The sequence below is a fragment of the Paenibacillus profundus genome (assembly GCF_021369635.1).
In the GTDB taxonomy this organism is placed as follows: Bacteria; Bacillota; Bacilli; order Paenibacillales; family Paenibacillaceae; genus Paenibacillus_B; species Paenibacillus_B profundus.
This window is the reverse complement of record NZ_JAJNBZ010000013.1, coordinates 124,674-150,345: the sequence shown is the minus strand read 5'-3', so window position 1 is coordinate 150,345 and position 25,672 is coordinate 124,674. Positions and strand designations below refer to the sequence as shown.

At 50.9% G+C, this 25,672-nt stretch carries 23 protein-coding genes and 3 pseudogenes; 25 read left to right on the top strand and 1 reads right to left on the bottom strand.

What is annotated here, in order from left to right; translation table 11 throughout:
- The 23 genes and pseudogenes from LQV63_RS16680 to LQV63_RS16570 all read left to right on the top strand — a co-directional run.
- Nucleotides 1-446, top strand: a pseudogene (locus LQV63_RS16680) (hypothetical protein); the annotation flags it as partial.
- Nucleotides 447-542: 96 nt separating this feature from the next.
- The gene (locus LQV63_RS16675; RefSeq protein WP_233697574.1) at nt 543-764 is read left to right on the top strand and encodes a hypothetical protein; all 222 of its coding nucleotides are present in this window, start codon (nt 543-545) and stop codon (nt 762-764) included.
- A 201-nt stretch (nt 765-965) separates the two neighbouring features.
- Nucleotides 966-1,163 (top strand): annotated as a pseudogene (locus tag LQV63_RS16670) (RHS repeat-associated core domain-containing protein); the annotation flags it as partial.
- Nucleotides 1,164-2,566: 1,403 nt separating this feature from the next.
- Nucleotides 2,567-4,786: a hypothetical protein gene (locus LQV63_RS16665; protein WP_233697572.1), complete on the top strand. Its 2,220-nt coding sequence runs from the start codon at nt 2,567-2,569 to the stop codon at nt 4,784-4,786.
- 53 nt (nt 4,787-4,839) lie between these two features.
- The gene (locus LQV63_RS16660) at nt 4,840-6,033 is read left to right on the top strand and encodes a HEAT repeat domain-containing protein (protein WP_233697571.1); all 1,194 of its coding nucleotides are present in this window, start codon (nt 4,840-4,842) and stop codon (nt 6,031-6,033) included.
- A 31-nt stretch (nt 6,034-6,064) separates the two neighbouring features.
- The gene (locus tag LQV63_RS16655) at nt 6,065-7,453 is read left to right on the top strand and encodes a glycosyltransferase family 2 protein (protein WP_233697570.1); all 1,389 of its coding nucleotides are present in this window, start codon (nt 6,065-6,067) and stop codon (nt 7,451-7,453) included.
- Nucleotides 7,454-7,506: 53 nt separating this feature from the next.
- Nucleotides 7,507-8,310 (top strand): response regulator, encoded by an 804-nt coding sequence (locus LQV63_RS16650; RefSeq protein ID WP_233697569.1) that lies wholly within the window; start codon nt 7,507-7,509, stop codon nt 8,308-8,310.
- Nucleotides 8,311-8,344: 34 nt separating this feature from the next.
- Nucleotides 8,345-9,712 carry a nucleotide sugar dehydrogenase gene (locus LQV63_RS16645; RefSeq protein WP_407672932.1) on the top strand — a complete coding sequence of 456 codons (1,368 nt, stop codon included), beginning with the start codon at nt 8,345-8,347 and terminating at the stop codon, nt 9,710-9,712.
- The gene (locus tag LQV63_RS16640; RefSeq protein ID WP_233697567.1) at nt 9,705-10,640 is read left to right on the top strand and encodes an SGNH/GDSL hydrolase family protein; all 936 of its coding nucleotides are present in this window, start codon (nt 9,705-9,707) and stop codon (nt 10,638-10,640) included. Before LQV63_RS16645 ends, LQV63_RS16640 begins: the two co-directional genes overlap by 8 nt.
- A gap of 290 nt (nt 10,641-10,930) precedes the next feature.
- The gene (locus LQV63_RS16635) at nt 10,931-12,259 is read left to right on the top strand and encodes a YwqG family protein (RefSeq protein ID WP_233697566.1); all 1,329 of its coding nucleotides are present in this window, start codon (nt 10,931-10,933) and stop codon (nt 12,257-12,259) included.
- Nucleotides 12,260-12,350: 91 nt separating this feature from the next.
- Nucleotides 12,351-12,713: an SMI1/KNR4 family protein gene (locus LQV63_RS16630; protein WP_233697565.1), complete on the top strand. Its 363-nt coding sequence runs from the start codon at nt 12,351-12,353 to the stop codon at nt 12,711-12,713.
- Nucleotides 12,714-12,788: 75 nt separating this feature from the next.
- Entirely contained in the window at nt 12,789-13,103 is a 315-nt protein-coding gene (locus tag LQV63_RS16625) for a ribosomal protein L7/L12 (RefSeq protein ID WP_233697564.1), read from the top strand.
- Nucleotides 13,104-13,154: 51 nt separating this feature from the next.
- Nucleotides 13,155-14,477 carry an SMI1/KNR4 family protein gene (locus LQV63_RS16620; protein ID WP_233697563.1) on the top strand — a complete coding sequence of 441 codons (1,323 nt, stop codon included), beginning with the start codon at nt 13,155-13,157 and terminating at the stop codon, nt 14,475-14,477.
- A gap of 99 nt (nt 14,478-14,576) precedes the next feature.
- Nucleotides 14,577-14,900 carry a hypothetical protein gene (locus LQV63_RS16615; protein WP_019421375.1) on the top strand — a complete coding sequence of 108 codons (324 nt, stop codon included), beginning with the start codon at nt 14,577-14,579 and terminating at the stop codon, nt 14,898-14,900.
- Nucleotides 14,901-14,989: 89 nt separating this feature from the next.
- Nucleotides 14,990-15,697, top strand: a complete 708-nt coding sequence (locus LQV63_RS16610) for a B3/B4 domain-containing protein (protein WP_233697562.1) — start codon at nt 14,990-14,992, stop codon at nt 15,695-15,697.
- A gap of 99 nt (nt 15,698-15,796) precedes the next feature.
- Nucleotides 15,797-16,798 (top strand): UV DNA damage repair endonuclease UvsE, encoded by a 1,002-nt coding sequence (gene uvsE / locus LQV63_RS16605; RefSeq protein ID WP_233697561.1) that lies wholly within the window; start codon nt 15,797-15,799, stop codon nt 16,796-16,798.
- Nucleotides 16,799-16,919: 121 nt separating this feature from the next.
- Complete coding sequence (fabI, locus tag LQV63_RS16600; protein ID WP_019421372.1) at nt 16,920-17,690, top strand: enoyl-ACP reductase FabI; 771 nt, start codon at nt 16,920-16,922, stop codon at nt 17,688-17,690.
- A 128-nt stretch (nt 17,691-17,818) separates the two neighbouring features.
- On the top strand, nt 17,819-18,643 hold the full coding sequence (locus LQV63_RS16595; protein ID WP_233697560.1) for a sulfite exporter TauE/SafE family protein: 825 nt from the start codon (nt 17,819-17,821) through the stop codon (nt 18,641-18,643).
- A gap of 105 nt (nt 18,644-18,748) precedes the next feature.
- Nucleotides 18,749-19,606, top strand: a complete 858-nt coding sequence (locus LQV63_RS16590) for an inositol monophosphatase family protein (protein WP_026011054.1) — start codon at nt 18,749-18,751, stop codon at nt 19,604-19,606.
- A gap of 121 nt (nt 19,607-19,727) precedes the next feature.
- Complete coding sequence (locus LQV63_RS16585; RefSeq protein WP_019421369.1) at nt 19,728-19,982, top strand: hypothetical protein; 255 nt, start codon at nt 19,728-19,730, stop codon at nt 19,980-19,982.
- A gap of 137 nt (nt 19,983-20,119) precedes the next feature.
- Nucleotides 20,120-20,278: pseudogene (locus LQV63_RS16580) on the top strand (cupin domain-containing protein); the annotation flags it as partial.
- Between the two features lie 128 nt (nt 20,279-20,406).
- On the top strand, nt 20,407-20,574 hold the full coding sequence (locus tag LQV63_RS16575; protein ID WP_019421368.1) for a hypothetical protein: 168 nt from the start codon (nt 20,407-20,409) through the stop codon (nt 20,572-20,574).
- 170 nt (nt 20,575-20,744) lie between these two features.
- A complete protein-coding gene (locus tag LQV63_RS16570; RefSeq protein WP_019421367.1) occupies nt 20,745-20,924 on the top strand; it encodes a hypothetical protein in 180 nt (59 codons plus the stop codon).
- A 193-nt stretch (nt 20,925-21,117) separates the two neighbouring features.
- Here LQV63_RS16570 and LQV63_RS16565 read toward each other — a convergent pair whose 3' ends face one another.
- Entirely contained in the window at nt 21,118-22,503 is a 1,386-nt protein-coding gene (locus LQV63_RS16565) for a C39 family peptidase (RefSeq protein WP_233697559.1), read from the bottom strand.
- Nucleotides 22,504-23,212: 709 nt separating this feature from the next.
- On the opposite strand from LQV63_RS16565, the gene LQV63_RS16560 reads away from it, so the two are divergent.
- Together LQV63_RS16560 and LQV63_RS16555 are read left to right on the top strand one after the other, a co-directional pair.
- Nucleotides 23,213-23,833 (top strand): RNA polymerase sigma factor, encoded by a 621-nt coding sequence (locus tag LQV63_RS16560; RefSeq protein ID WP_233697558.1) that lies wholly within the window; start codon nt 23,213-23,215, stop codon nt 23,831-23,833.
- The gene (locus tag LQV63_RS16555) at nt 23,781-25,508 is read left to right on the top strand and encodes a DUF4179 domain-containing protein (protein WP_233697557.1); all 1,728 of its coding nucleotides are present in this window, start codon (nt 23,781-23,783) and stop codon (nt 25,506-25,508) included. The genes LQV63_RS16560 and LQV63_RS16555 overlap by 53 nt, the downstream gene beginning before the upstream one ends.
- Nucleotides 25,509-25,672: the final 164 nt, after the last annotated feature.

The following is a 25,672-nucleotide window of genomic DNA, read 5'->3' as shown; positions in this document are numbered from 1 at the left end:
ATTATTTCGTAACGGACTTGAAGATATGGACGCACAATTGCGGCGGTCGTGACGGTGCACTGTCTGGAGGGAGAATGTCCTCTTCCGTTAGTGTCCCAAGAGTCGGAGGTAGAGGGGGTTACTCGCGCCCGGCCAATGTGAGTCGCGGACCTGCCGGAGCTAAGATAGAAATACCGAAAAATGCAGAGCAATTCTATAAATCAGTTTTGGATAAAGGCTTAAAGTCTAATAAGGGTATAGGTAAACAAACGGCGACATCTAATAAAGGTAACAATTATAACGTTACCCCAAGTAACAATCATACAACAGTCACCCAAAATCCTGGATTTACTGGCAAGCCAAATTCAAGTGTTGATATTGTTGACCTTAAAACTGGAGAGATATTAACGAGAAGATGGTATGGGTCTGATGGAAAAGCAACAAGAGATGTACTATACCCATCATAAGAATCCTAAAACTCATCCAGAAGCACCACATGAACATACTTGGACTTATGATAAAAATGGTAATCCAAGTAGAAGTAAGTAAGGGAGGGATGAAAATTGGAGTACAGTGAACTTGTCCAACGAGTAGGGTGGGGCGAAGAGTTCCAGTTCTATTATCAAAATGAAGAATACTGGATTAGTACAAACAAAGAAGGATACTACTTAACAAGAGGGAAAGATAGTTTTACTCAGTCATTTCAGACAGCAGAGGAATTGTTTAAAGAAGGTCGAATCGATGGGGAAACTATATTAGAACTATGGGGATTAGTTGAAATATAGTACATTGAGACCTTGATTGGCTTCGCGCCTTTCAAGGTTTTTCTTTTGGTGGGCTACCTAGTGCCCAATGAACCCATCATTCAACCAGTAACACATATAACCAAGGTAACACGGCTACAATAATTTCTTCATTTCCTTTGTACACACATAAATTCTTGAACAAAGTAACCTAATTAGCGCTATAGAGAAAAATTGCTCAATACGTACGATATCTGGGGCAATCCGCTGACGGAAGAAGAGCGGGTGCCAAATATTTTCCGCTACTCGGGCGAGTATTGGGACAAGACGACGAATCTGCAATATTTGCGGACCAGATGGTATGATCCGAGTATCGGGCTGTTTAATAATGAGGATACGTATGAAGGGGCACTGACGATCCAGCTCAGTCTGAACCAATATTGAAACGATAGAAATAGGGGATGACCACTTATTTCTCCATGGCCCATAGCTCTACCCGCTGCAAAGGCCGTCGATCAAGCTCTGCAGCGGGGCAGGACTGGGGTAAGGGAAGTGAACATACTTTCACTGTATGCATCATTACTGTGGTAGTAAGCGACCTGATACTGTCAGACCCGAATGGGTTGCCAGGGCTCAACGCCCTACAGTACAAAAAGCGGGGGAACAATTGCCCGTCCTCCATCAATTTTTCCATCTGCACCACGTCATCTTTACCATTAAGAAATGTTTAAGCTCAAACTTTCCTTTAAACGTTGTCATTTAATAAGGCCTACATAGAGGTAGTATCATCAAGTGGATCAACACTTTACAAAAAAATAAAACCTCCGATTTCCTGGCTAAAACAAGAAACCAGTGCTGGACGTTGCAGTTGGAGCCAAAACGGGAAAACATCCGCTAGCACCACGGCTCCAACTGCAAAAGTACATTTGTTTTGCCCCATTACTTCCCCATTTATGGCGCCGGACTGCAAAAGTGCAGCTCATTTTCGTGGGACCACACAATAAATGGTAAAACCATCGATTTTAACTACACAATTGCATTTCAAAAGCCGAAAAAGCCGGATTTTAGCAGAAATTACTGCACAATTGCAGTTCGCCCCCCTCTATCCTTACGTGCCCCTGCCACTTAGGGGAAAAAGAAAATACCTCCTCCTCTACTATGGAAAGTGGACCCAAAAGAGCCTAATGGACACACCTGTTCCGCAAAAGGCACAGGGACTCGGCAGACTTTAGCATCAGCCATAACGCCTGCATGCGTCTAGCGGTCAAACACTGATTTTAAGATAGGTCTGATTCCTCGTTTGTAAGCGCACACAAACTAGACTATGAACATTGGCGTGAATAAGGGATGAGGCACTGCTACTCGGGCGTAGATCGTCACATGAAAATCTTGTAAACAAAAATAGTAAAAATATCCTATTTTGAAAGTTAATAATGTATTTATATGTCGAATGCATAATTGTGACCAAAGACCTGATATTCTAGGTATTTTTGGTAAATAGGTTACAAAGCCGAAACTTTTTGCAACACCTTGCGTCTAACTACAACAAGAAATCGAATAGAGAAAAAATCCTCTGCAGTACTCCACTTATCAAGCTGGATTGCCGAAAGTGAGCCGCTTGATTGCGGGCAAACTCTCACGCCCACATAAAATTTCATCAACGGGAATTGGGTCCCAAATTCAAATCACGACTATATAACCATGTTATTCCAGTCGATTTAGTGGTTATTATTGGTTGTATGGTGATGGTAATTGTTCTAGGAGGTGTTCTAACTCGCGCCTTTAACTATTTAGCGCGATGACTTATAGATTTCATAGAGAAAGGGTGGAATGGGAAAACACACATGAGCCGCAAGAGGAAATGGAACATTGTCGCTGTATCGTTTGTGCTCTTAATCGGCGTTTTTGCGGGAGGATTTTATTTACTGCAGGATTTTCTCTATCCGAAACCCATCGCTCTTGCTGACGCGAGCGGCATCAAGGTCAAATTCAAGACCGAGGGCGACCGCTTCATGGCATATGAGAAGGACGGGTTCAAGCCAATCTTCGTGAAAGGCGTCAATCTGGGAGCTACCGTACCAGGCTATTTCCCTGGCGAATTCCCGATTCAAGAGGACGACTATTTGCGATGGTTCGAGCAAATTCGCGATATGGGCGCTAACGTCATTCGCGTCTATACCGTGCATAAGCCGGTCTTTTATGAGGCGCTCGTTAAGTTTAACCGGGACAAGGGTGACCGCCCGCTCTATTTCATCCAGGGCATTTGGTCCCCGGAAGAACAGCTTATAGAATCGCAGGACGCTTATGTGCCCGAGATCCAGCAGCAGTTCAAGCAGGAGATCGAGAAGGCGGTCAGCGCCGTCTATGGCGATCTGGAGCTGCCGGAATCGGCGGGTGTGGCAAGCGGGACCTATAAGGCTAATGCAGGAGACTACTTGATGGCGTGGCATCTCGGTACGGAGTGGGACCCGGTGATGGTGGACAACACGAACAACAAGCATCAGGCACTCAAGCCGTATGCAGGCACTTATTTCACCGCCGCGGCGCAAGCATCTCCATTCGAGAGCTGGTTAGCCGAGATGATCGACCATGCCGCCTCCATCGAGAATCGTTACGGATGGCAGCATCCGATGACGTTCACGAATTGGGTGACGACCGATGTTCTGACGCATCCGGGCGAACCGTTGTATCAGGAAGATTTGGCGAGTGTGGATGCAAGGCATATTGAGCCTGTGAAGTGGAATGCCGGTTACTTTGCCGCATACCATGTGTATCCGTATTACCCTGACTTCTTCCACTTGGACAAGTCACTGCAGACGCTGAAGGATGAGCAAGGTAAATTCAACACCTATAAAGCCTATCTGCGCCAACTTAAAGCCCAGTTCACAGATATGCCTGTCATGATTACGGAATATGGCGTCCCATCCTCGATAGGGGTATCTCACTTGGGAATGGGCGGCCGCAATCAAGGGGGGCATGATGAGCGGGAGCAAGGGCGCATCGATGCTTCGCTTACGCAGGACATTTACGATGAGGAGTTCGCGGGGGCTATCTTGTTCATGTGGCAGGACGAATGGTTCAAGAAGACATGGAACACGATGGATTATGAAATTCCGGACGACCGCCGCCCGTATTGGTTGAACGTATTGACCAATGAGAAGATGTTCGGTTTGCTCGGGATGTTTCCGAGTAAGGAGGATACCCTCGTTATAGACGGGGAGGCAGGTGATTGGGACCAATTGCCGGATAAAGTGCAGATCAAGACGGAGCTGCCGGGAATCCGGGAGATGTGGGCAGCTCACGATGAGGGGTATGTATACCTGTCGCTGCGGCTTGCCGAACCGTTCGATCCGAAGCGCAAGGCATTGTATATCGGTTCCAGCACGCTAGGCGGAGGCAACCGCAGCATGCCGGAGCTGCCGGGAATCACTTTGGACGAAGGACTTGAGACGCTAATCGTGCTCGGTCAAGACGAGGAGAGTGAAGTCCGCATCGCGTCCAACTACGATTTCCATAACCGGCTGTACGGACCATCGGGCTATTGGATGATAGAGCCGAAGCCGGAAGAGTTGGCACCTAATTCGGGACGGTTCAACCCGTGGAGATTAGCCGTCAGCTTGAAGATGGAGCCGCCGGATACGAGATCCGCGCATCCATTCGAAGATGTGACGGTCGGTAAATTGATTCGGGGGACGAATAATCCGAAGGATCCGAATTACAATTCTCTTGCTACCTGGCAGTACAAAGGTGATTTTGTGGAAATGCGCATCCCATGGATGCTGCTTGGGTTCGCGGATCCAAGTTCGAAACAGGTCATCAGCTATAGTCCGCTTCAGGACAAACGGGTATTCAAGACGGAAACGACCGAAGGCATTCGCTTTCTGCCTTGGGTATCAGAACGCAGTGCATCACAAGCAAAGAAAGACAAAGCAAAGGCATCTAAGCCATACGCACTACGCAATATCCCAGTATACCAATGGAATCAATGGGAAAAAGTTGGATATACAGAACGATTGAAACAAAGCTATGACGAGATGAAGCAGCTCTTTCACCGTCTTAACTAACTTTAGCGGCCAATGGCGCGCGACTTTAACCGATAAAAGGAGGCAAACGTCAAATGTTTTCCAATTTGGACCTTGCCGTAGCTTTCATTTACGTGTGTCTTGGCTTAATCGGATTCGGAGTGCTGATTTTGCTCACGATGAAAGCACGCAGCATTATGTTGGAGCGGAAACGGTCAGCATTGCTGGAGAAGCATCAACCCTATTTCGTCTACTTGCAGCGGCATATCGTTGATCCAGACCCGTTCCAACCGCCTAAGGGACCGCTTAGTCCATTAGAAACGCGAGTCATACAGGACAAGTTGATGGAGTGGATTGAAAAATTCCGGGGAGCACAGCGGCAGAAGCTGACCGCTCTGTGCGAGGACATGGACCTCGTGCAGCTGGATAGGAAACAACTTAGCAGTATGTTCTATGCGAAGCAAATGAAAGCAGCTTACCGTCTTGGGGGCATGAGATCCGCGCAGGCGGTTGAACCCTTGATTGAGCTGATGAAGCAGGAAAAAGACGGACCGCTACTGCACGTATTAGCCCGATCCGTTGCCAAGTGCGCGGAGCATCTGGACCAGCTGTATGTGATGTTGCAGCAGCTGACCCGTCACCGGAAAGGGAACTATTTGAATGCAGCCGAGGTGCTGGAGGAGACATCCCTTGATGTGACGCCGCTGCTCCTTCAATGCATGGAGGATCGGGATCACAATCTGGTGAAGACCGCATTGCTCGCTTTACGCGGACAGACAGGCGTCACTTTAACGCCTGCCCTGCTCCGACTTGCTGACAGTGACGACAAAGAAATACGTTCCCTTGCAGTTAAAATGCTTGTTCGTGCCGGCAATATTCTCCCGGAGGAAACCATCTGCTCATGGTTGACCGATCCGGAAGGGGAAATCCGTGCGGCTGTTGCAGAGTCGCTTGGACAATTCGGCTACGAAGGCAGCATACCTGCGCTGAAGCAAGCATTAACCGATTCTGACTGGTGGGTGCGCTATCACAGCGCGAAAAGCTTAGCCATGATGGGAGATGCAGGATTCCGAACGCTGTGTGAGGCAGCGCTGGAAAGAGATGACCCCTTCAAATCCGACATGGCCAAAGACCGTATTCATGAGGAGCTCCTGCGTGAGCATTTCTTCGCCAACCGGCGCAAGCAGATATCGGGCGCTCACACGAAACAGTCGCTGTACGAGCAATATTTCGGCCAAGCATCATCCGTACCAAACATTCGCGGCATAGGAGGCGATTATTCTGCTTAGAGATTTACTTCTCAACTACGGCTATTTCGCGATGTATTATGTCATCATCGTCAACACTATATATTTCGGCATTATGCTCTTTTCATTGAAGAGCGTCTTCTCCATTGTGCGGAGAAAACGATACGCGTTAAGCGGAAGCTTGGTGGGATCGGAGCACGTTCCGCCCGTATCCCTGCTTGTTCCGTCCTATAACGAAGAGCTGACTATTATTGAAAATGTCAGATCGTTGATGACGCTCAACTATCCGACCTATGAAGTCATCGTTATCAATGACGGATCCACAGATGAGACGATGAAGGTGCTTATCGACGAGTTCGAGCTGTTCCACATGGACAACTTGGCGGTTCGATATTCAGTTAATTGCACGAAGATTAAAGCAATCTATCACAATCCGGAATATCCGCATTTGTATGTCATCGACAAGCTGAACGGCGGTAAGGCGGACTCGCTGAATGCGGGCATTAATTTCTCGCATTATCCGCTCATCTCGTCGATTGATGCGGATTCCTTGCTGGAGAAAGATTCGCTCATTCAAATGGCAAATATGTATATGTCCAATCCCGAAGAATACGTCGCCATCGGCGGCAACGTGCGTATCGCCAACGGCTGCACGATTGAGAACGGCACAGTCAAGGAGGTTCGCCTGCCGAAGAAATGGTGGCCGATGTTTCAGACGTGCGAGTATTTAAAGGCATTCCTCGGCGGACGCATCGGGTGGAGCGCGATTAACGGACTCATTATCGTATCCGGCGCATTCGGACTGTTCCGCAAAGACTACATTATTAAAGTCGGCGGTTACCGTGGCGGTTATCCGGGTGAAGACATGAACATCATCATCAAGCTGCATCGCTATATGCTGGAAAATAAATTGCCTTACCGCATTGCCTTCTGTCCGGAAGCTGTCTGCTGGACTCAGGCTCCGGACACGTATCATATTTTGTCCAATCAGCGCAAGCGCTGGGGACGGGGAAATCTGAAAAATATGATCGAGAATTATGATATGACGTTTCGTCCGAAGTACAAAGTATTCGGCATGCTGTCGCTCCCGTATACGATCATTTTTGAAGCGCTCAATCCGTACTTTAAAATTACGGGTCTGCTCTCTCTGATCGGCTACGCACTGTACGACATGACAAGCTGGAATATCGTCGGTGTGTTCCTGACGATCAACTTCTTGTCTGGGCTTCTGTTAGCTATCGGATCGCTCTTGATCGAAGAAATCGCCTTTAAGCGTTACCCGAGAGTTAGCGACATGTTCCGCATGCTGGCCTTCAGCGTGCTCATGTTCTTCGGCTATCGCCAGCTCGGGAGCTTATGGCGGATTCAAGGACATATTCAATACTTTCAGAAGAACAACTCTTGGGGCGCAATGACCCGTCAAAGCTGGAAGGAAAAGAGCGAACAAGTGAAATCGGCCTAAAGGTCCATGTTCAACATTAACTTAGCGATAAGGAAAGGTGGTATTAACCGTTTATGCTGCACACTGCAGAACAGCAATCCGAATTCGTTCCGTCTTTTAAACAGACGGTGCATCATCTCTGTTCGAATGATCCCGAGCATCAACTAGGAATCATCTTCATTCATGCCGGTTCGATGGGCCGTGCGTGGGAGGGAGAAATAAGCAATTGGCTGAAGGCGGAGCGTACAATTTCATTCGAGTTGATGATCGAAGATTCGCACCACCTGATTGCGATTATGCTGCGACGAGCGGCTCTTGATGAAACGCATTATTATGCGCTCCAGTTAAAGATGCTGCTTGAGCAAAAGTTTGCCGGCCAGCCGATTGTATGCGCAATTGCTGCCGTTGCTGATGCTGCGGAGATCGAAGAACTGATCGAGGGCCGCTTGGCCGAATTGACGGTCGGGGGCGCCTATTCCGATATCCGGGTTCTGCATGATGAGCTGCGGCCTATGGATGCCAGACGGATTCTAGTGGTCGACCATGATGAGAGCGTCCGGGAATTTCTGAACATATGGCTTACGATGAAGGGGTACGAAGTGTACGAAGCGGAAGATGCCTATTCCGCTTTGGACCGCATCCATTCCGAGCCGTTCGATCTCATATTAACCGAGTTGAATTTATATGGCATTAATGGCTTGCCGTTCATTTCCCACATTCAGAAGATGAATCTGAACCCTGCTCCGAAAATCGTCATTCTGTCCGAACAGCGGGTGGAGCAGACAATAGACTATTGCTATCAACAAGGCGTCAACGACTACATTACGAAGCCGTTCTCGCCCGTTGAATTAGATGAAAGACTCAGTCGTTGCTTCTAGACATAAAAAATAGAAAGTATGGAAGGTGGAACCTGTGAACATGTATGCTGCTAATTTGAAACATGCCATCGAACACAAAACGTCTGTCGTCGGAGTGATTGGTCTAGGTTATGTCGGTCTGCCGCTTGCTATCGAGATGTGCAAACAAGGATTTCAGGTGGTTGGGATCGACGTGGACCCTACAAAAGTTGAGAAGATTCATACAGGTCACTCTTATATTAAAGATGTGAGCGATGAAACCTTGATGGAATGCATGAACACAGGAAGATTGTTTGCTACGAGCGATTACAGTCATATTCAATTGCTGAACGCGGTCAGCATCTGCGTGCCTACTCCGCTGAGCGAGAATCAGGATCCGGACACTTCTTATATTACGCAGGTTGTCGAACAGCTGAAGCGTTATATGAAAAAAGGGCTGATGATTACGCTGGAAAGCACGACGTATCCGGGAACGACGGAAGAGCTCATTCAGCGGGAAATCGAAGCGATCGGGTATCGTGCGGGTGAAGATTTCTTCCTCTGCTTCTCGCCGGAACGTGTCGATCCGTCCAACGAAAAGTATAATACGTTCAATACGCCGAAAGTGATAGGCGGCGCGACGCCGGCGTGCTTGGAGCTTGGGGCCGCTCTGTACGGACACATCGTGGAATCCGTCGTTCCGGTATCTTCCACGAAGGTGGCTGAAATGTCGAAGCTGCTGGAGAACACGTTCCGCAGCGTGAACATCGCATTCATTAATGAAATGGCGATGATGTGCGATCGGATGTGCATCGACATTTGGGAGGTCATCGATGCCGCTGCAACGAAGCCGTTCGGATTCATGCCGTTCTATCCTGGACCGGGCATCGGCGGACATTGCATCCCGCTTGATCCGATGTACTTGTCCTGGAAAGCGAAGGGCTTCCGTTTCTACAGCAAGTTTATCGATATCGCCCAAGCGACCAATGCCAATATGCCGTACCATGTTATGGAGAAAACATCCCGGATACTGAACGAAGGCTCAAAATCGCTTAGAAATTCGAAAATATTAATTCTCGGCATGGCCTACAAACCGAATATCGATGATTTGCGGGAATCCCCGGGTCTTGAAATCTATGAGTTGTTTAAGGCGAGCGGTGCTCAAGTCGATTATTACGATCCGCATGCGATTCACTTTAAAAATAAGACAGGCAAGACGGTGTGCACAATCGATTACAACCTGCCAACCTTCAAAACGTATGACTGCATGGTGCTGATTACGAATCATCAATCGTTTGATTATGAAGAACTCGCTGATTTGAATATCCCGATTTTGGATACTCGTAACGCTTTCAAAGGTATTAAACGACCGAACATTTACAAGTTGGGTTATACGGCGCAGCCAAGCTCCAATGAAGAATGGGAAGAGGCTGTTCTTGTCTAATAAAGACAGAGCCTCCGTGCGCCCGAGCGCGCGGGTAATAAAGCGTTACACCCGGTTCAGACATAAGCGATGGACTACACTCATTCTGTTACTGTGCTTCTTTGCAGTCACGCCGCTGCTGTTCTACTCCGCGGGAGCGAAGCAGACAAAAGCGACATGGCTCTGGGACACCGAATGGATTCGGGACGCCCCGGATGAGGTCATATCCTTCAGCAAAGACAATCAAGTCAATTTAATATTCGTGCAGATAAGCACTGACGTGAGGGAGGTGGAATACCGTCAATTTATTCGAAAAGCGCACGAGGCTGGCATTGACGTTCACGCTTTAAAAGGGAGTCCGGAGTGGGCGCGGGCCGATAAGCAGGAGGAGGGCACGGAATTCATCCGTTGGGTTGCCAATTACAATGAACAAGCCGGGCCGAAAGAGCAGTTTACAGGTGTCCATCTCGATGTGGAACCGTATCTGCTGCGAGGCTGGAAGGGGGATCAAAGCCGGATTGTGCGCGAATGGTCGCACAATATGACCCGCTGGCTGAGCGAGGCCCGTGCAGCAGGCTTGTACATTGCGGCAGACGTTCCTTTCTGGCTTCATCGCATTGAAGCGTCAGAAGGCGGAGGCAGCCTCAGCGGATGGATGCTTGAGCGCTTCGATTCGCTTACCATTATGGCCTACCGGGATCATTCGGATTCCATTTACGATTTAGCAATCGATATGCTCGCAGAAGCAGAAAGTGCGAACAAGAAGATTCTGATCGGCGTTGAGCTTGGACCGACGGACGAGGGCGACTTCGTTACCTTTCATAGCAAGTCCGTGAACTATTTTGAAGAACATTTGCAGGAGGTAGGGCGGCAAAGTGTCGACCATCCGTCTTACGGAGGGGTTGCCGTGCATCACCTGCGAGCTTGGTACGAAAAAGTGAATCCTTAATGAACGGAACGGAGCGGCTCAGCCGCTCCGTTTTGTTGTTTCGTGCGGTCAGGTAGCGGATATTCTCTGAGGCAGTGCTCGAGCTCACGTAAAGGTATGTTCTTTCTCAGACACCCTTTGTCCATTCTCCACAACACTCAGAATTTGCGATTGGTTGAAGCACCGATGTATACAGCTTTACACGCTTGCCGCCGAATATAAGGTAAGAAAGGGGCAAGTTGCGTGGAATGGACAGCGGGTTGTCGGGGCTTTACAATTTAATTAGGGAAGAAAAAAGGAGGGTGAACGGGTTGAAGGATGGAAGCATGACTCCTTATGTAGATCAATTAGTAGAGGCTTTTCTGCAGGAAAGGGCATCCCAAGCCGTATTCGAGCAGTTATTTGCCATTTCTAGCTGTGATCCGAAGCAAATATCCGTGTTCGTTATCGCGTTCATGGAGCGGATATCTGAAGGTTCGACTGTGCTCGGCACGGCTTTCGGCCTGCTCGCTATGGAGAATTGGGATGAAGTCATCCAGGCAGCCATGAAACATTTACGGTCGAACCCTGCTCATGAGGGCGCAGCGGATGCGATCGCCTATGCCAGCCTGCAATGTCCGGACAAGCTGTCGTCCTATGTTGAAGAGCTGTTCCGATTGCAGCCGAATGAAAACGCTTATTATAGCGCATGGTTCTGCAGGGCTGCCCATGAGAAGGACATCGAACAATGGATACATACATTACACGATGCGGAAGTGAACGATCCGGCATTCGGCCACAGCTTGAATGCGCTGCTGGAAGCACGAACCGAGCCGGCGCTCCGTGCGGTCATCGAGCGGATCGAACGGCTGCACCGAGATGGCAGCCAGGCGGAGGCCGTCCGGTACCCGTTAGACTTGCTGCTTGAGGAAGCCGGTTACCGGCTCGCCGAAGGGGAGCTTGAACAACTGCACGGGAATATGCCCTATCATCTTGTATTTCGGCCGGAAGACTTCACCGCAGAACGTCCGGTATGGTTTGCGCGGGAACAGCATCCTACGTGGGGCTTGTCTCCCGCCACTCCGGCGGCAGACGACCGGAACGAGACGGCCATGTTCGGAGGCCGCCTCGCCGCCCCATGCTCCGTATGCGGTCAGCCGATTCATCGTCTATTGACACTCGAACGCATACCGGACGGCGTCCTGATTGCCTCATTGTCCCGTATTACGCTTGGAGTATGCTTGTCGTGCCTAGGCTGGGAGGAAGGTGAGTTGTTCTGCGTTCATGATGAGCAAGGCGAGCCGTACCCGCATCCTAGTGCGGCTGGAACGGAGCCGCAGGAGCCGCAATTTCCAGCCGAAGCGCTGCGGGATGCAATGATCAAGCTCGTGCCGGCATCAGGCCGCTGGCAGACGCAGGATTGGGCGCTATCGAATAGCCGGGAGAACCTGAACCGTCTCGGCGGAATGCCGTCATGGATTCAAGGGGCCGATTATTTGCACTGCCCGCACTGCAGCGAGAAGATGGCCTTCATCGCCCAACTCGATTCCGATCTGCCGACGTCTGACGGTGAGGAATGGATGTGGGGCAGCGGCGGCATAGCCTATATGTTCTGGTGCGACGGTTGCCGAGTCAGCGGCTATAGGTGGCAGTGCACATGACCATTTAATGGTCCAACTGACTTAGTATGAGTGGGATTGATGTGGTGTGTAGAAGTCGGTTGCAGCAAGATGTTGCGAGGAGAGTGAAGAGATGGTGCTGAACATACCGCTGGACTTGCGGGAATTGCTTGACCGGAGCGTGCTTTGTTCCCCGGCTGCGGCGTATATCCCATTTTCACTGGCGAATATCGCAGATATTGAGAGCTACCAGCTCGGCTATCGAATAGATGGGCTTGCGGGGGAAGATCTGACCGGCTGGGAAGAGGGGGAATGGCTGCCTTCATGGCTCGTCATCGGGCAATGGGACGGGGATCCGTACTTTGTTGATATGACGGAAGGCGAAGCGGACTATCCCATTTATACTTCTGTGCATGGAGAAGGCTCTTGGGAAGCGGAGGAGTTCGGCTGCACTTTTGTGGAGTGGATTCGGACGTTGGAATGCTTGCTCGTCTAGGCGAAGCGTCAGGCAGCAACGGATATAGAACAGATTCATGCGCAACGGAGCAGCTTCGATATTTCGCGTTCATTCTTGGAGGAATGGCTGGAGAGCCTTCTCGAATGGGCGCAGTGCAGTGCGGAGGAACGGCCGCCGCTGGAACTGGACTTCCGGACATATCAGCTCGTGGTGACCGATGCCGGTCCGAACCGGATCAAGGTGCTGAAGATAGTGCGGGAACGACTGCAGCTAGCGCCGACGGCGGCGAAGGAACTGCTGGAGTGCGAGGAAGATCTGGTCATCGGCACAGGGACTAAGGAAGATCTGCAGCCATTGCGAGATTTACTGGGAGAACATGGGGCGAAGTCTGCATATCAGCTGACGGATGCAGATATCGAGATGCCGTAAAGCCGTCTGCGCGCCGATTGATGATATTTGGGGAAATGGAGGAGGAGAACAGTGGAACAAGTCATGCAGGCATGGGTTGAACGATGGGGAGCATTGATGAAGCGGCTTGAGCAGCAAGGTGCGCGGGTGCATCCGTTAGAAGTTCAGCCCCCAGCCACGGAGGCGGAGCTTGTGGAAGTAGAGGAACGAATCGGCATTCCGATCCCGTCCGTGTTCCGCACATTGTTGCAGCAGGGGACGAAGGAAGTCGGGATGTACTGGTCGCTGCCGAATGAGGCGATGCTTCCTGACGAGCTCGAGTATACGCCCTCCGGCGACTTCGGCTGGAGCTTAAGACAGCTCGACTGGCCTTATTTCGGCGGTGACGAGGATGACCCGGATGAACGGCGTTATTTGCAATTTCATACGGCTGGCAACGGGGATGCGCTGCTTATCGGTCTGGATGACGGGGCGGCGGATCCATCGGTATGGTATTGGAGCCATGAGGAGGGGGAGTTCGACCTGATGGCCCCGAGCTTCACCGAATATGTGGAGCGGGTGACGTCCCTCGGCTGTATCGGCGCGGACTGCGGACAGCACCGGCAATTTTGCAGCGAAGGCGGCCTGGACTTGGGCTGCTCCACCGCGCAAATATGGTCAACTTGGCTCGATGTCTTCTTGACGCTGACGCTAGAGCAGTCGGCCGCCAGTCTGGAATCGCTGCTCGCCTATGCCTCGATGCATGGGGCAGAGGAGCAGGCCGTTAAGGATGCGTTCGCGCGGTTTGACCGAACCGCAGTGTTTGACGCTTTGCAATCCAGGGTGGAGCATGCGCAGCAGTCGGATCACAAGCAAGCCTGGAGTGAAGTCATTGTGCATGTATCAGCTGCAGAGGCTGCGGACTGGGCAAGATCGCTTTGGCACGGCAACGAGGCGGTTCCCGGTTGGATTCGGGACTATTTGACAGCGCATTGTCTGCCTGAGGAGGAAGGCTTGCCGCTCGTCATTCGAGAAGTGGAGAGCGAAGAGGCAGATGGTTCCGTACATCCTTATACAGCTCTTCATCGCTTGCGGCATTTCCGCAGCAGCGCGATCATTAGCTGGATGAAGCCTCATGTTGCCTTCCCGATCGGCGGTTGGGACTCGCTCTTGGCCGTATCGCAGCCAAGCGCAGAGGAATTGATAGTGTGGCTGAATGGAAGCGACGCCGAGCGGCAGACGGCGCTGCATGCCGTCTGCCACATGATGAAGCAGCAGATCGTTCCCGTCACTCGGATAGATGCGGCGGAATGGGAGCAGGTATTGTCAGAATGGAGAGACAAGGAAATATTGCGGAACAACAAGCGGGTTTTTGATGAAGTCATCTCGAAGCTGGACGACTGGCACGCTTCCTGATGACAGGGGAGAGTGGCATAGGCAACAAGAGGCATAGTTGCCAGACATCCAGTATTCGTGGTTCAATAAAGAATAGAACGAAGCAAAGGAGCGAGTCACATGGGATTTCAGACCGAGTTCAATTCCGTTTGCAAGTTTAAGACCGAACAGGAGCTGCATGAGCTGCTCGAATATGGCCGCGGCAAGATGACGAAGCAGGGCTTTCGCGTGTTCCCTGCAGGCCAGAAGGTAATTGCGTATACGCCGGACAATACGGCGGTCGCGATTGTCAAAATTGTGGCCTCCATTGCTGAGATTAACTTCCAGGGCGAAGAAGTGACCGAAGTGGAGATGGAGCTTATCCGCAAGCTGAATGAAGAAGAATCCCGGGTACAGACCGCGCTGGCGCACGAGATGTTCTTCGGAGACCCGAACCGGAAATAAATGATCGTCACGGAAGCACCGGAAGCCGGATTGGCGGAAGGGGCTTCTTTTGCATTCATTTACATTACGCCATAGGAGGTTGTAAACATATGAAATTTACCGTATCTGAACAAGTATTCGAGGCATTGCCGCATGTATGCTTTGGTATCGTTGTTGCTAAAGGAATTGACAACACGAAGGTCTACCCTGAAATCGAGCAGCGTCTGCAGCAGAGTATCGCTGAAGTGGAAGCGAAGTTCGAAGACGTCCGTGCCAAGCAATCGGAAGAGATCGCGCCGTACCGCGATGCGTTTCAGACGCTTGGCTTCAATCCGAACAAGTTCATGAGCTCGATTGAAGCAATGGCATCGCGCATTGAGAAGAAGAAAGGCTTTCCTAGCATTAATCCGGCAGTCGATCTGGGCAATGCCATCTCCTTGAAATATCTCGTTCCGATGGGGGCGCACGATATGGAGCAAGCGGAAGAGGACATTTGCGTGCGCTTCGCCAAGGCGGATGATACGTTCGTGCCGTTCGGTCTTGGACAAACGGAAGCGGAATCGCCAGATGACGGGGAACTGGTCTATGCCGTGGGCGATCAGATTAAGACCCGCCGTTGGATCTGGCGGCAAAGTGAGCTAGGCAAGATTACTTCAGACAGCCGCCACATCTTCTTTCCGATTGACGGGTTCATGGGCCGTAATGACGCTCAGGTTGCCGGCGCAAGAGCAGAGCTGGCAGAGTGGCTCCAAGCGCAATTTGGCTGTGCGGTTCTAACCGGATGGGTGGACCGCAATAATCGGGAAATGGAGCTGTAGGCGCACTCGACGAACATAGGTCAGGCTAAGCACTCCTTATAATGGTTACGATAAGGAAGAATATGGCGCGAAGGCGCTGGAAAAGGAGTCTGATGGAACGTGCTTGTGCGCTTCGGCTATGTGGCAATGTCGATGACGGTGCAGAATGCGTCCCCGTCCCGTACGATGACGTATGCGAATTTCAGCAAACTGGACGACCGGGATGCCGGACTGCGGCGCTTGGAGCGGCTGGCAGAGGCGAATCTGCATAACACGCTGCGCCTGTTGAAGCATAACCGCGCGCATGACATTCAGGTGTATCGTTTCTCTTCAAAGCTCATTCCATTATCCACCCATGAAGCCTTGATGGATTGGGACCCATTTCCTGCACTCGCCGAGGCATTTTCCGCAATCGGGGCCTACGTCAATAAGCATAGAATGAGAGTATCCTTCCATCCGGATCATTTCACCGTCCTCAGCACGCCGCGTGAGGAAGTGCTGCGGAAATCTGTAATCGACCTGGAATATCACCTTCGGATGCTGGAAGCGATGGGGCTTGATGCGCGTGCGAAGAACAACATTCACATCGGCGGCGCATACGGCGATAAGCAGACAGCGGGCGAACGCTTCATGGTGAACTTTCGGATGCTGCCGGAAGCGATTGCGTGTCGCATGACACTGGAGAATGACGACAAGACGTTCAATGCGCTGGAGACGTTGGCGATTTGCGAGGAGCTCAGCGTGCCGATGGTGCTCGATATCCATCATCAATGGGTGAACAATGAAGGCGAGAATACTGCAGATCTATGGCCGCGCATCGCGCGGACGTGGGAGACAAAGTACGGACAGGCGGATGCGTCTAAGCAAGATCCGTTGCCGCCGAAGATTCATGTGTCGAGCCCGAAGAGTGAGAAGGATATACGAGGGCATGCGGATTATGTCGAAGTTAAGCCGCTGCTCGAGTTTTTGCGAGCTGCCGCGAGGTATACGGAGCGGCTGGATGTCATGCTGGAGGCGAAGCGGAAGGACGATGCGTTGCTGAAGCTGATGCAGGATTTGGCGGCTTATGCGGGCGAAGGGGTAACCCTGATGAATCAGGCGAGCGTCCGTATCGATCCTTAATGGACTTGCTACTTGAAAATCAAGCGAAAATACGATACGTTGGACAAAGAACGTTTACCTCATTCTTTTCATTCTGCAATGAAATGGAAGAATGTGTGTCGGCGAGAGGAGGAATAATACGATGACTCAATTACTTGAGGGTAAAAATATCGTCGTTATGGGCGTCGCGAACGACCGCAGCATCGCATGGGCGATTGCACAATCGTTAGCCGCTCAGGGTGCGAGATTGGCATTTACATACGAGAGCGAACGTGTAGAAGGACGGGTTCGCAAGCTGGCGGAGACCATTCCGAATTCGGTCATTCTTCCATGTAATGTTACGGTGGATGCAGAAATTGAAGGCTTGGCAGCTCGACTGCGCGATGAGTTCGGCACACTGCACGGATTAGTACATAGCATTGCATTCGCCAAGACGGAAGAATTGGAAGGAATGTATGCAGACACTTCCCGTGAAGGATTTGCCTTGGCGCATGATATTAGCGCGTATTCCTTGGTTGCTGTTGCGCAGCGCTTGCATCCGCTGATGACCGAGGGCGGAAGCATCATGACGATGACATACCTCGGTGCAGAACGCGCAATGAAGAACTACAACGTCATGGGTGTCGCGAAAGCGGCGCTGGAAGCTTCGGTCCGCTACTTAGCGGCCGATCTGGGACAACACAATATCCGCGTCAACGCGATTTCGGCAGGTCCTATCCGCACGTTAGCTGCGAAGGGCATCAGCGATTTCAACTCTATCCTGAGACAGGTAGAGGAGAAAGCACCGCTGCGCCGCACGACGGAGACGGCGGAAGTAGGGGACACAGCGATGTTCCTGATGAGCTCGTTGTCCCGCGGGATTACGGGTGAAGTCATTTATGTAGACAGCGGATACCATATTATCGGCGTTTAACTAGACGCGCATAATATGCGAGACGTTGTACAAGCGTCCGCCTTGTCATGCGCATTTCTTCGACAGAATGAATGCACGTGGCAAGGCGTTTTTGTCATCTTCTATATTGTGAAAGTAGGAACGAAAACATGATAGGCACGATATTGTTCCTCGCGCTGATTGGTCTCGTGGCCGCAACCTTTGGCAGCCTTGTCGGCCTGGGCGGCGGCATCATCATCGTGCCGGGACTTATCTTTCTCGGTCCCCATCTGCTCGGGGGCCCCGTCTCCTCGCAGACAGCAGTTGGCACTTCACTCGCGGTTCTTATATTTACGGCATGCTCTTCGACTCTGGCCTATATGAAAGTGAAACGCGTCGATTGGCGCAGCGGTGCGGTCTATTTCATAACGAGTGGACCGGCTTCCATGCTTGGCGCGGCGTTGACCGAGTATTTCAATGACAACGTATTTAATCTTGCGTTCGGATTTTTTATGCTTGCCATGGCCATCCTCATGATGATAAAAGAGCGGTTGAAGCCGTTCGACATCTCGTGGCGAGAGACGCGCGCCATGATGGACGCCTCGGGTCAGGTGGAGGAGTATGGTTACAGCTTAGTGCCCATGCTATTTATCGGTATTGCAGTCGGGTTCATTTCCGGGCTGTTCGGCATCGGCGGGGGTTCGTTGTTTGTTCCTTTAATGGTGCTTCTATTCCGGTATCCGGCTCATATTGCCTCAGCCACGTCCATGTTCGTTATTTTTCTCTCATCTATCTTGGGCACAAGCGTGCATGCTTGGAACGGTTCCGTTGATTGGACACTCGTGGCAATACTCGCGCCAAGCGCATGGCTCGGCGGACGAATCGGGGCGGCGCTCGCCAATCGGATGACTGGCCGCGGGCTTCTGCTGCTGCTGCGCATCACGCTGTTCGTATTGGCGGTGCGTATGATCATGAGCGGCTTGGTGGCCGAATGACGGTTTTTGCGCTTACAGGGATATTCGAACGAAACTTCACTATAGAAATGACGTATAGTTAAGGAAGTATGATTACCATTTTTTACAGAAAGTAGCGTGAATGCCTTGAGCACTTCGGACAAGACTCCTTATGTTGTTACAAGTAAGAGTTACACCGCGGTAGCGGTCAATTGTGCTGCTAAGACGGGTGAATGGATTAAGAGCAGATTAGGTCAACACAAGTCACTCCACATAAAATCTTCCCTGCATGACTTGGTTACGGAAGTCGACAAGGGTGCAGAGCAAATGATACGTAAATTGATTTTGACACATTTTCCGCAGCACGTCATTTTGGGGGAAGAAAGCGTAGAGCCGGGAAGCGAAGCTTCCAAGCGCGCGTTGGAACAAGCCCAAGAAGAAGAATATTTGTGGGTTGTCGATCCGTTGGATGGGACGACGAACTTCGTACACGGCTTCCCATTCTATTCCGTATCGATTGCGTTGGCCCATCGCGGCGAAGTTATCGTCGGCATTGTATATGATCCGATGCGGGACGAACTGTTCGTTGCGGAGAAGGGGAAGGGGGCTTACGTGCACGGGAACCGCATGCAGGCAGCTCCGGAGAGCAAGCTGTCTGAGAGCCTGCTGGCAAGCGGCTTCCCTACGGAACGCGATCGGGCGCTGCCTGGCAACTTGGCAGGGATCAACGCCTTGGCCCCGCAGGTGCGCAACATACGCACCGCAGGATCGGCCGCACTGCATATGGCATACGTTGCAGCAGGAAGATTAACGGGCTTCTGGGAGTTGAATCTGAACGCTTGGGATTTGGCGGCGGGCAGTCTGCTTATTTCCGAATCTGGCGGCCGGATTACGGACACGTTTGGCAAGCCGTATCACTTGGGCGTGCGCGATGTGGTCGCTTCCAACGGGCTTATTCATGACGCTTTTATCGGCGCGCTGAAGGATGGAAATGCGCAAGGATAAGAAGCAACATTCTTCACACGTGCTATGGTGCGGTCATGCCTGGCTTCGAGACCTTTTCGTGGCATGAATGAGCTTGGTCAAGCCCATACTAACCCCAAAGCGTATGAAGGAGGAGGCTTCCATGCCTGAACGAGAAGAACGAAAACGTCTAGAGGCGGAATTGAGCGGCTTTCTGACTGAAGGGGAGATGGAGACGGAAGATCAGGATGCAGCGGTGAGACGGCGCCTAGCGCCCCGAACCGAAATTCGCATCCAGACGTCCATCGATCCGATCGTGGAAGAGACGGCGCGATACCGCAAGATGGCCAAGGAAGTGGATAACCGTTATGACGGTTATTTATCGCGGGTGAACGATAAGAAGAAGACAGAAGAATAACCGTCAAAGACGGAGCATAAGCATATGAGCCGGCCCTTAAGGGCCGGCTTTTTTAAAAGATATGAAGCAAGATAAGAGTCGTCGAAGTACTCTTTCGTTCACTCTCCCCATCATTCAGGCTGGGCAAGGAACAGCTCGGCAAGCTGGAATTTACGATCGATGGGCAGTAGACCGTGGTGTCTCAAGGGGAATCCATCGTCATACCGTGCGGGGCGAATCATGGGGTGACAGCATTAGAGAAGAGTGCTCTGTTGGACGCGTTCACTCCGCTGCGCGAAGATTTGATTAAGCGATAACCTAATTTAGAAATATATGTATCCTTCGCCGCGTAAATAGAATAGAGATGATGGAAACGCTCCGACAACTTATCCGATAAGATGCCCGGGGCGTTTTGTCGTATTTTGGAAGCGGAGGAGGCTAGAGTATGTTATACTTCTTGATATGGCTTATCAGTTGGATTATGCTGTTCTGGATCTGGGGCGAGGCGTCGGATCGAAGGGGAAAGCACATCGGCTGTCTATGGGCGCTGGTCGTGTTCTCTCTTGGTCCGCTAGGAGTTATTTTGTATCTCATCACGCGCAATTGGGATTAAGCTGAACATATGGTTCCTAGGAGATTGGCCCCATCCGCCGCATATTCCGGTCTCAACCTGGACGAATAGAGGTAAAGACTGGGTAATTCATTGATAATCTTCGTCCATTAAGGTGGATAAGTCTGTTTTGTATCGCTGCAGCGGACAAAGAGAATAGGGAGGTGCGTGTTATGGTAACGCTTGTTCCTTTTGTTCTGGGCTTGTTGATTATGTTGGGCGTCATCATGTATGCGCTCTGGGTGTTTAGCCGCCGGGGTTCATTCCAGTACGACGAACAGAACGTCTGGATGCGGGATGTGGATGAAGATAAGCCGGCATCCAAGCACCCCCAAGACAAGACGGGGTTGTGACAATCGAATAGGAAGAATGTTCGAGGCTATCGCAATGGTTTGACCATTGCGATAGCCTCTTTTTATTTGGATGCAGCATACATTGCAGCCGCAGCTCCTCTTGAGTTGTTGAAATAAAAAAGGATAGAGCGGCAGGTTTGAGACTTGCCTCTATCTATCCTTCATTGTAGCTGTGCGGTATTTGTGTAAAAGGTTATTTCGTGCTTGGATTGGAGGCAGGAGCTCCCTGTTCCGGCAAATACGTAATAGCCTGACTGCCCATCTGTTCCCATCCCCGCTGGAAAGCTTTGCGCTCCACACGGTCGCGGCGTCCGAGCGGGTCGTTCACGTAGACATATTTATCGTCATAACCCGTTACAACTAACGAGTGCTCATAATAGGTGACTTGAATCGGTCCATCCGCCGTCTGCCAAGTGACCCAATAACGCTCTGGAACGGCGTCGTACATGGTCGTATGGATAACCCATACCGGAGTTCCCTGACCGACGACCCACAATAAGTGATCGAACGTAGTGCCCGTCATATCGATAATCCGTCCCGGCAAATATTTCTCCGCGAGGTCGGCAATCGGTTCATGGTAGACGCCGAGTCCCGGATTGGACAGGGAACGCATGTCTCCGACAAATCCATTGTGCGGGTTGCCGAAATATATTTTGCCGTCAGCCCGTTTGTACGGTGTCGGATCCTTGCGTATCTTCTCGGCAAGCTCGTTCTTATCCACATCCACCTGCGCGCTTCGCAGCAGCATGGCGAGCGCAGTTACCTCGCAGCCGCGCGGCAGATCCGGAAGCTGCAGAATGAGCGGGGCTCCATTCAAGCGGATTGACTTCGGCGCAGGCCGCTCGGGATCCCACATAACATGCTCGCCCCGATAGGTCACTCTGCGCCCGGGGGCCTGCTTGGCATAAGCGACGGCATCTTCCCAGCGGCGGAACAGAGTCTGGACCGTGTCTCCCAGCTTAACGGCGTATGACCCGAACGAATCATAAGCCAGATACAGGGACAGCTCATCGTGCCAGTCCTGCCACTGTTCGGCGTCCGGCGCCGACTTGCGCTTCGACAAAGCGATGATCCCGTCTTGCGTGTAAATGCTGCGGCCGAGCGCTTCCGTGACCGGGCGCAGCGGCACATAAGTCATCCCGTCCTTCACCAGCGGCGCAGCCTTGAGAGGTGTCGTAGACGGCGCGGCTGCCGTGGCAATGGTAACTTCGCCGGCATGAAAAGAATACGTCACTTTGGATTTATCCTTGGCGAAGGTAATCGTCCCTCGTTTCTTGTCATAGGAAAGCTCCGCCTCAAGCTTATTCGCTAGAAAGCGTGCTGGAACGAACGTTTCGCCGCGCTCTTTGTACGGTGCGGCTCCGGGACGCTCATCATCGATCGGCACGAGGTAGCGGCCGACACGAGCCGTGTTGCTGTACAGCATCAATACAATATCGTCGGACGGCATGTCGAACATGAAGGACAATGCTCCGCGATCGAATTTGGATCCCAATAAATATTGAAATGGATAGGCGCATAGCGCAAGCAAGATAAGGAACAGCAGCCAACGATTGAGCCGCCGAACGAATTGTGGCAATTTCAATATCCTCCTCAGACATACTCCCTTATGTATATCGGCAAATGGTCCCCTTTTCGTTAGTTAACATGATTCTCAAGTCAGATTCAGTTAGATAAAGTTAGATAATGTCATCCGCATGCTCCAACTGCAAGTGTACATTTGCTTGAACCCTATTCCTCTTCATTTATGGGCTGGACTGCAAAAGTACAGTTAACTTTCTTTAAATTTCATAAATAATGGTAAAATCTTCGATTTGAGCTGCACAATTGCAGCTGGAGGGCCGAAAAAGCCGGGTTTCAGCAGAAATAACTGCACAATAGCACGATAGAGCTTGTGAGAAACCCAAAGAGTAAAAAGAAGCAAGTATGGTGGGGGCATCCAATTCCGTCGCTGTTGCATCCAAGTCGTTAAGGATGAGGCGGTGCGGGGATGGGGTTTCTCAACAACCTGACAATAGCACTTCGCCGTGTTTCCGTATGGATGTACGCTCGTCTGCGGCGGCACGGCAGTGAAATCTGAGCGATTGGGAGAGTGGGTCAAAGGGCTGAATGACATACATCTTTCCCGAAAAATACAACGGCTCAGGTCGCTTAAGCAGTACCATAACGCCTGCGGGCCTTCCAAGAGTCAGGCACTCCATTTTAAGGAAATGAACACAAAAATGAACCTTTTCTCCTGCTTAGTTGTTAACTTAATATAGTAGAGCATAGGAAAGGTGGAGGGCCTGTTGACGGACAGGGAATTTTTTGAGCGGTACAACAAAGAAGTGTACAGGACCTGCTACTATATGCTGCGCGATGCGTCAGACGCGGAGGATATATGCCAAGAGGTGTTCATGAAGGCGTTAACCTCCGGCTGGCAGCAGGTGGAGTATCTCAAAACGTGGCTCATGCGCATTACGGTCAACCACTGCTTGAACCATCTGCGCAGACGCAAGACGAGACGGATGAAAGAGAAAATGCTGCTCTTGTTCCAGCGGGAACAGACGGAGCCGTCCGCGTTCAGCATGGTGGAGCGGCAGGAGACGGAGGACGAATGGAAGCGCCGCATGGCGCGATTGCCGGATAAAATCAGGGTGGTCGTGACCCTTCGCTTCACGAATGATCTGGCGCTTAAGGATATTGCCGACATATTGGATATCCCGGTTGGTACGGTGAAGTCGCGCCTGAATCGGGGCCTGAAGCTGATGAAGGCCATGCTGGAGGAACCGGGCCAGCTTGAGCCGGATGGGATGGACAGGCCGGGGAATAGCAGCGTACATAAGCAGGCAAGAGGCAGGAAGGAAGGTGCGGAACATGAAGAAGAGAACAAACGAAATAAAAAATCTTTCTCAGCAGCTGGGCGATGACGGCAACCATTCCTATCCGGACTTCGATGCAATGTGGATGCGGATCGAGGCGGCCAGAAACGCGCAGGATAAGAAAAAAACTTCCGCATCGTCCAGGACGGTACCGTTGTTCCGAGGACGCCGCTTAGCCGCCGTGCTGTCAGCGGCTGTATTTGTGCTGTTAGCTACCCCGGTTCTCGCCTATATTACCGGGAAGTGGGATTTTAATTATCTTCAAGGTGTGGAATCAGCGATCCAGCATGGATTCGGGCAGGCGATCAATAAGAAGGTTACGAATAGCGGCGTCACATTCGCCATCGATACGGCGGTGTCCGACGATAATGGAACCACGCTGTTATACAGCTTGAATACAGGGGATAAGCAGGAGCGGAAATGGATATTCGACCAATTCGATTTCAAAGACGGTAAAGGAAATTCCATTGCTCGCCTGGATCTTGTGCAGAAGATGAATATGCAATGGGATAAAGGCTACTATTGGCATAATTGGGATGAAGAAAGCCAAACCTACAACGGCTTCTTTGAAACATCTTGGACGGTGCCCGGCAATGAAGCGAATGTGCAATTGTCTGCGCGCGGGCTGCAGGCGTATGACTACGTTCGTGTACCAATCAATTTGGACCCGCACAAGGCAGAGGTACAGACTTTTCCGATTCATGATGGCGGGATAGAGGAATTGAAGGTGCAGCTCGTGGAAGGCGGACAAGGGCAAGCACTCCTCAAATATTCTGTGTCCTACACGGATGATTCGAATTTCAACATCGTTGGCCCTCAAATTGTGGTGAAAAAGGAAGGAAAAATGGTAATTCGATCAGGCGATAAGATGACGAGAACGATCGTGATTGAAGGACATCAGGAATGGGGCGTGCAAGAAGGCTATAGCTCGGACGAACTACTGCAGGGCGACAATTCATTCGAATTTGTGTATGGCGTGAAGGGAAGCCATATCGAGGGAGAATGGAATATCGGTATGTTCACCTTGAACAAGGAGAAGGCGATGAAGGCGTCAGTGACCCGGGAATTAAACATTCCGATCCACTCGGCGCAAGGGGACTCGATCCTCCGCAAGCTGATCATCAGGCCGACAGCCATAAAATTGGAGGTGGAGAATAAGAAAGCATTCCGCAGACTTCCATACCGAGACGTTTCGTTATTGGTGAACGGACGTAAGCTGGAAGGGGGAGAGAGATTGGAATATGCCAATACTCCGTCCCATGCATACCGGCAAGTTTATGCGTTTACGGTACAGCCTGATCTGCGGTTGACCGCGGACACGCCGGTAGAATTGTTGTTGGAACATGAGGTCGAGGAGATAGAAGACTACAAGAAGCCAATCAAGTTGACAGATATTACAGATCAAAAGAAAGAAACGCTTGTGAACGTAGAGGGTTATCCGTTAAAAGTAACCTACTATACCAAAAACGGTGACCTGTATGTCGAGAACGAGAGTGAGAATCTAAAGTTCAGCGGCGTTTCTCAGACGTACATAAAACAGGGAGATGAAAGAATATACGGGAAAGTCCTGTTTTTCCAATGGGAAAAGAATTGGCTCGATTGGGAGAGCTCCAACAAGTTCGTTAATGTGTATCGCGGATTTAAGGGAACCGACACGGAGATTTACTTGTATAGTTTCAACATTCGACATTGGAATCGGGAAATGAAAGTAAAGCTGCAGTAGGATTACTGATGCTGTCCTCGTCATGACATGACGCTATGGACGGCATTTTTTTCATTTCTGCCAATTTGGTGAACCAAAATGGGAATAGACGTGTTAATAGGATAGAGGCTGCGCCTACGGGATCTCATATCATGAAGTGCGGCCTGACTAACGTCTATAAATCG

Coding starts and splice junctions, on each gene's coding strand:
- LQV63_RS16595 (WP_233697560.1), top strand. CDS start 17,819: ATGATAGGCACGATATTGTTCCTCGCGCTGATTGGTCTCGTGGCCGCA.
- LQV63_RS16615 (WP_019421375.1), top strand. CDS start 14,577: ATGGGATTTCAGACCGAGTTCAATTCCGTTTGCAAGTTTAAGACCGAA.
- LQV63_RS16650 (WP_233697569.1), top strand. CDS start 7,507: ATGCTGCACACTGCAGAACAGCAATCCGAATTCGTTCCGTCTTTTAAA.
- LQV63_RS16575 (WP_019421368.1), top strand. CDS start 20,407: ATGTTATACTTCTTGATATGGCTTATCAGTTGGATTATGCTGTTCTGG.
- LQV63_RS16630 (WP_233697565.1), top strand. CDS start 12,351: ATGGTGCTGAACATACCGCTGGACTTGCGGGAATTGCTTGACCGGAGC.
- LQV63_RS16570 (WP_019421367.1), top strand. CDS start 20,745: ATGGTAACGCTTGTTCCTTTTGTTCTGGGCTTGTTGATTATGTTGGGC.
- LQV63_RS16655 (WP_233697570.1), top strand. CDS start 6,065: ATGTATTATGTCATCATCGTCAACACTATATATTTCGGCATTATGCTC.
- LQV63_RS16660 (WP_233697571.1), top strand. CDS start 4,840: ATGTTTTCCAATTTGGACCTTGCCGTAGCTTTCATTTACGTGTGTCTT.
- LQV63_RS16585 (WP_019421369.1), top strand. CDS start 19,728: ATGCCTGAACGAGAAGAACGAAAACGTCTAGAGGCGGAATTGAGCGGC.
- fabI (WP_019421372.1), top strand. CDS start 16,920: ATGACTCAATTACTTGAGGGTAAAAATATCGTCGTTATGGGCGTCGCG.
- LQV63_RS16555 (WP_233697557.1), top strand. CDS start 23,781: ATGAAGAAGAGAACAAACGAAATAAAAAATCTTTCTCAGCAGCTGGGC.
- LQV63_RS16610 (WP_233697562.1), top strand. CDS start 14,990: ATGAAATTTACCGTATCTGAACAAGTATTCGAGGCATTGCCGCATGTA.
- LQV63_RS16665 (WP_233697572.1), top strand. CDS start 2,567: ATGAGCCGCAAGAGGAAATGGAACATTGTCGCTGTATCGTTTGTGCTC.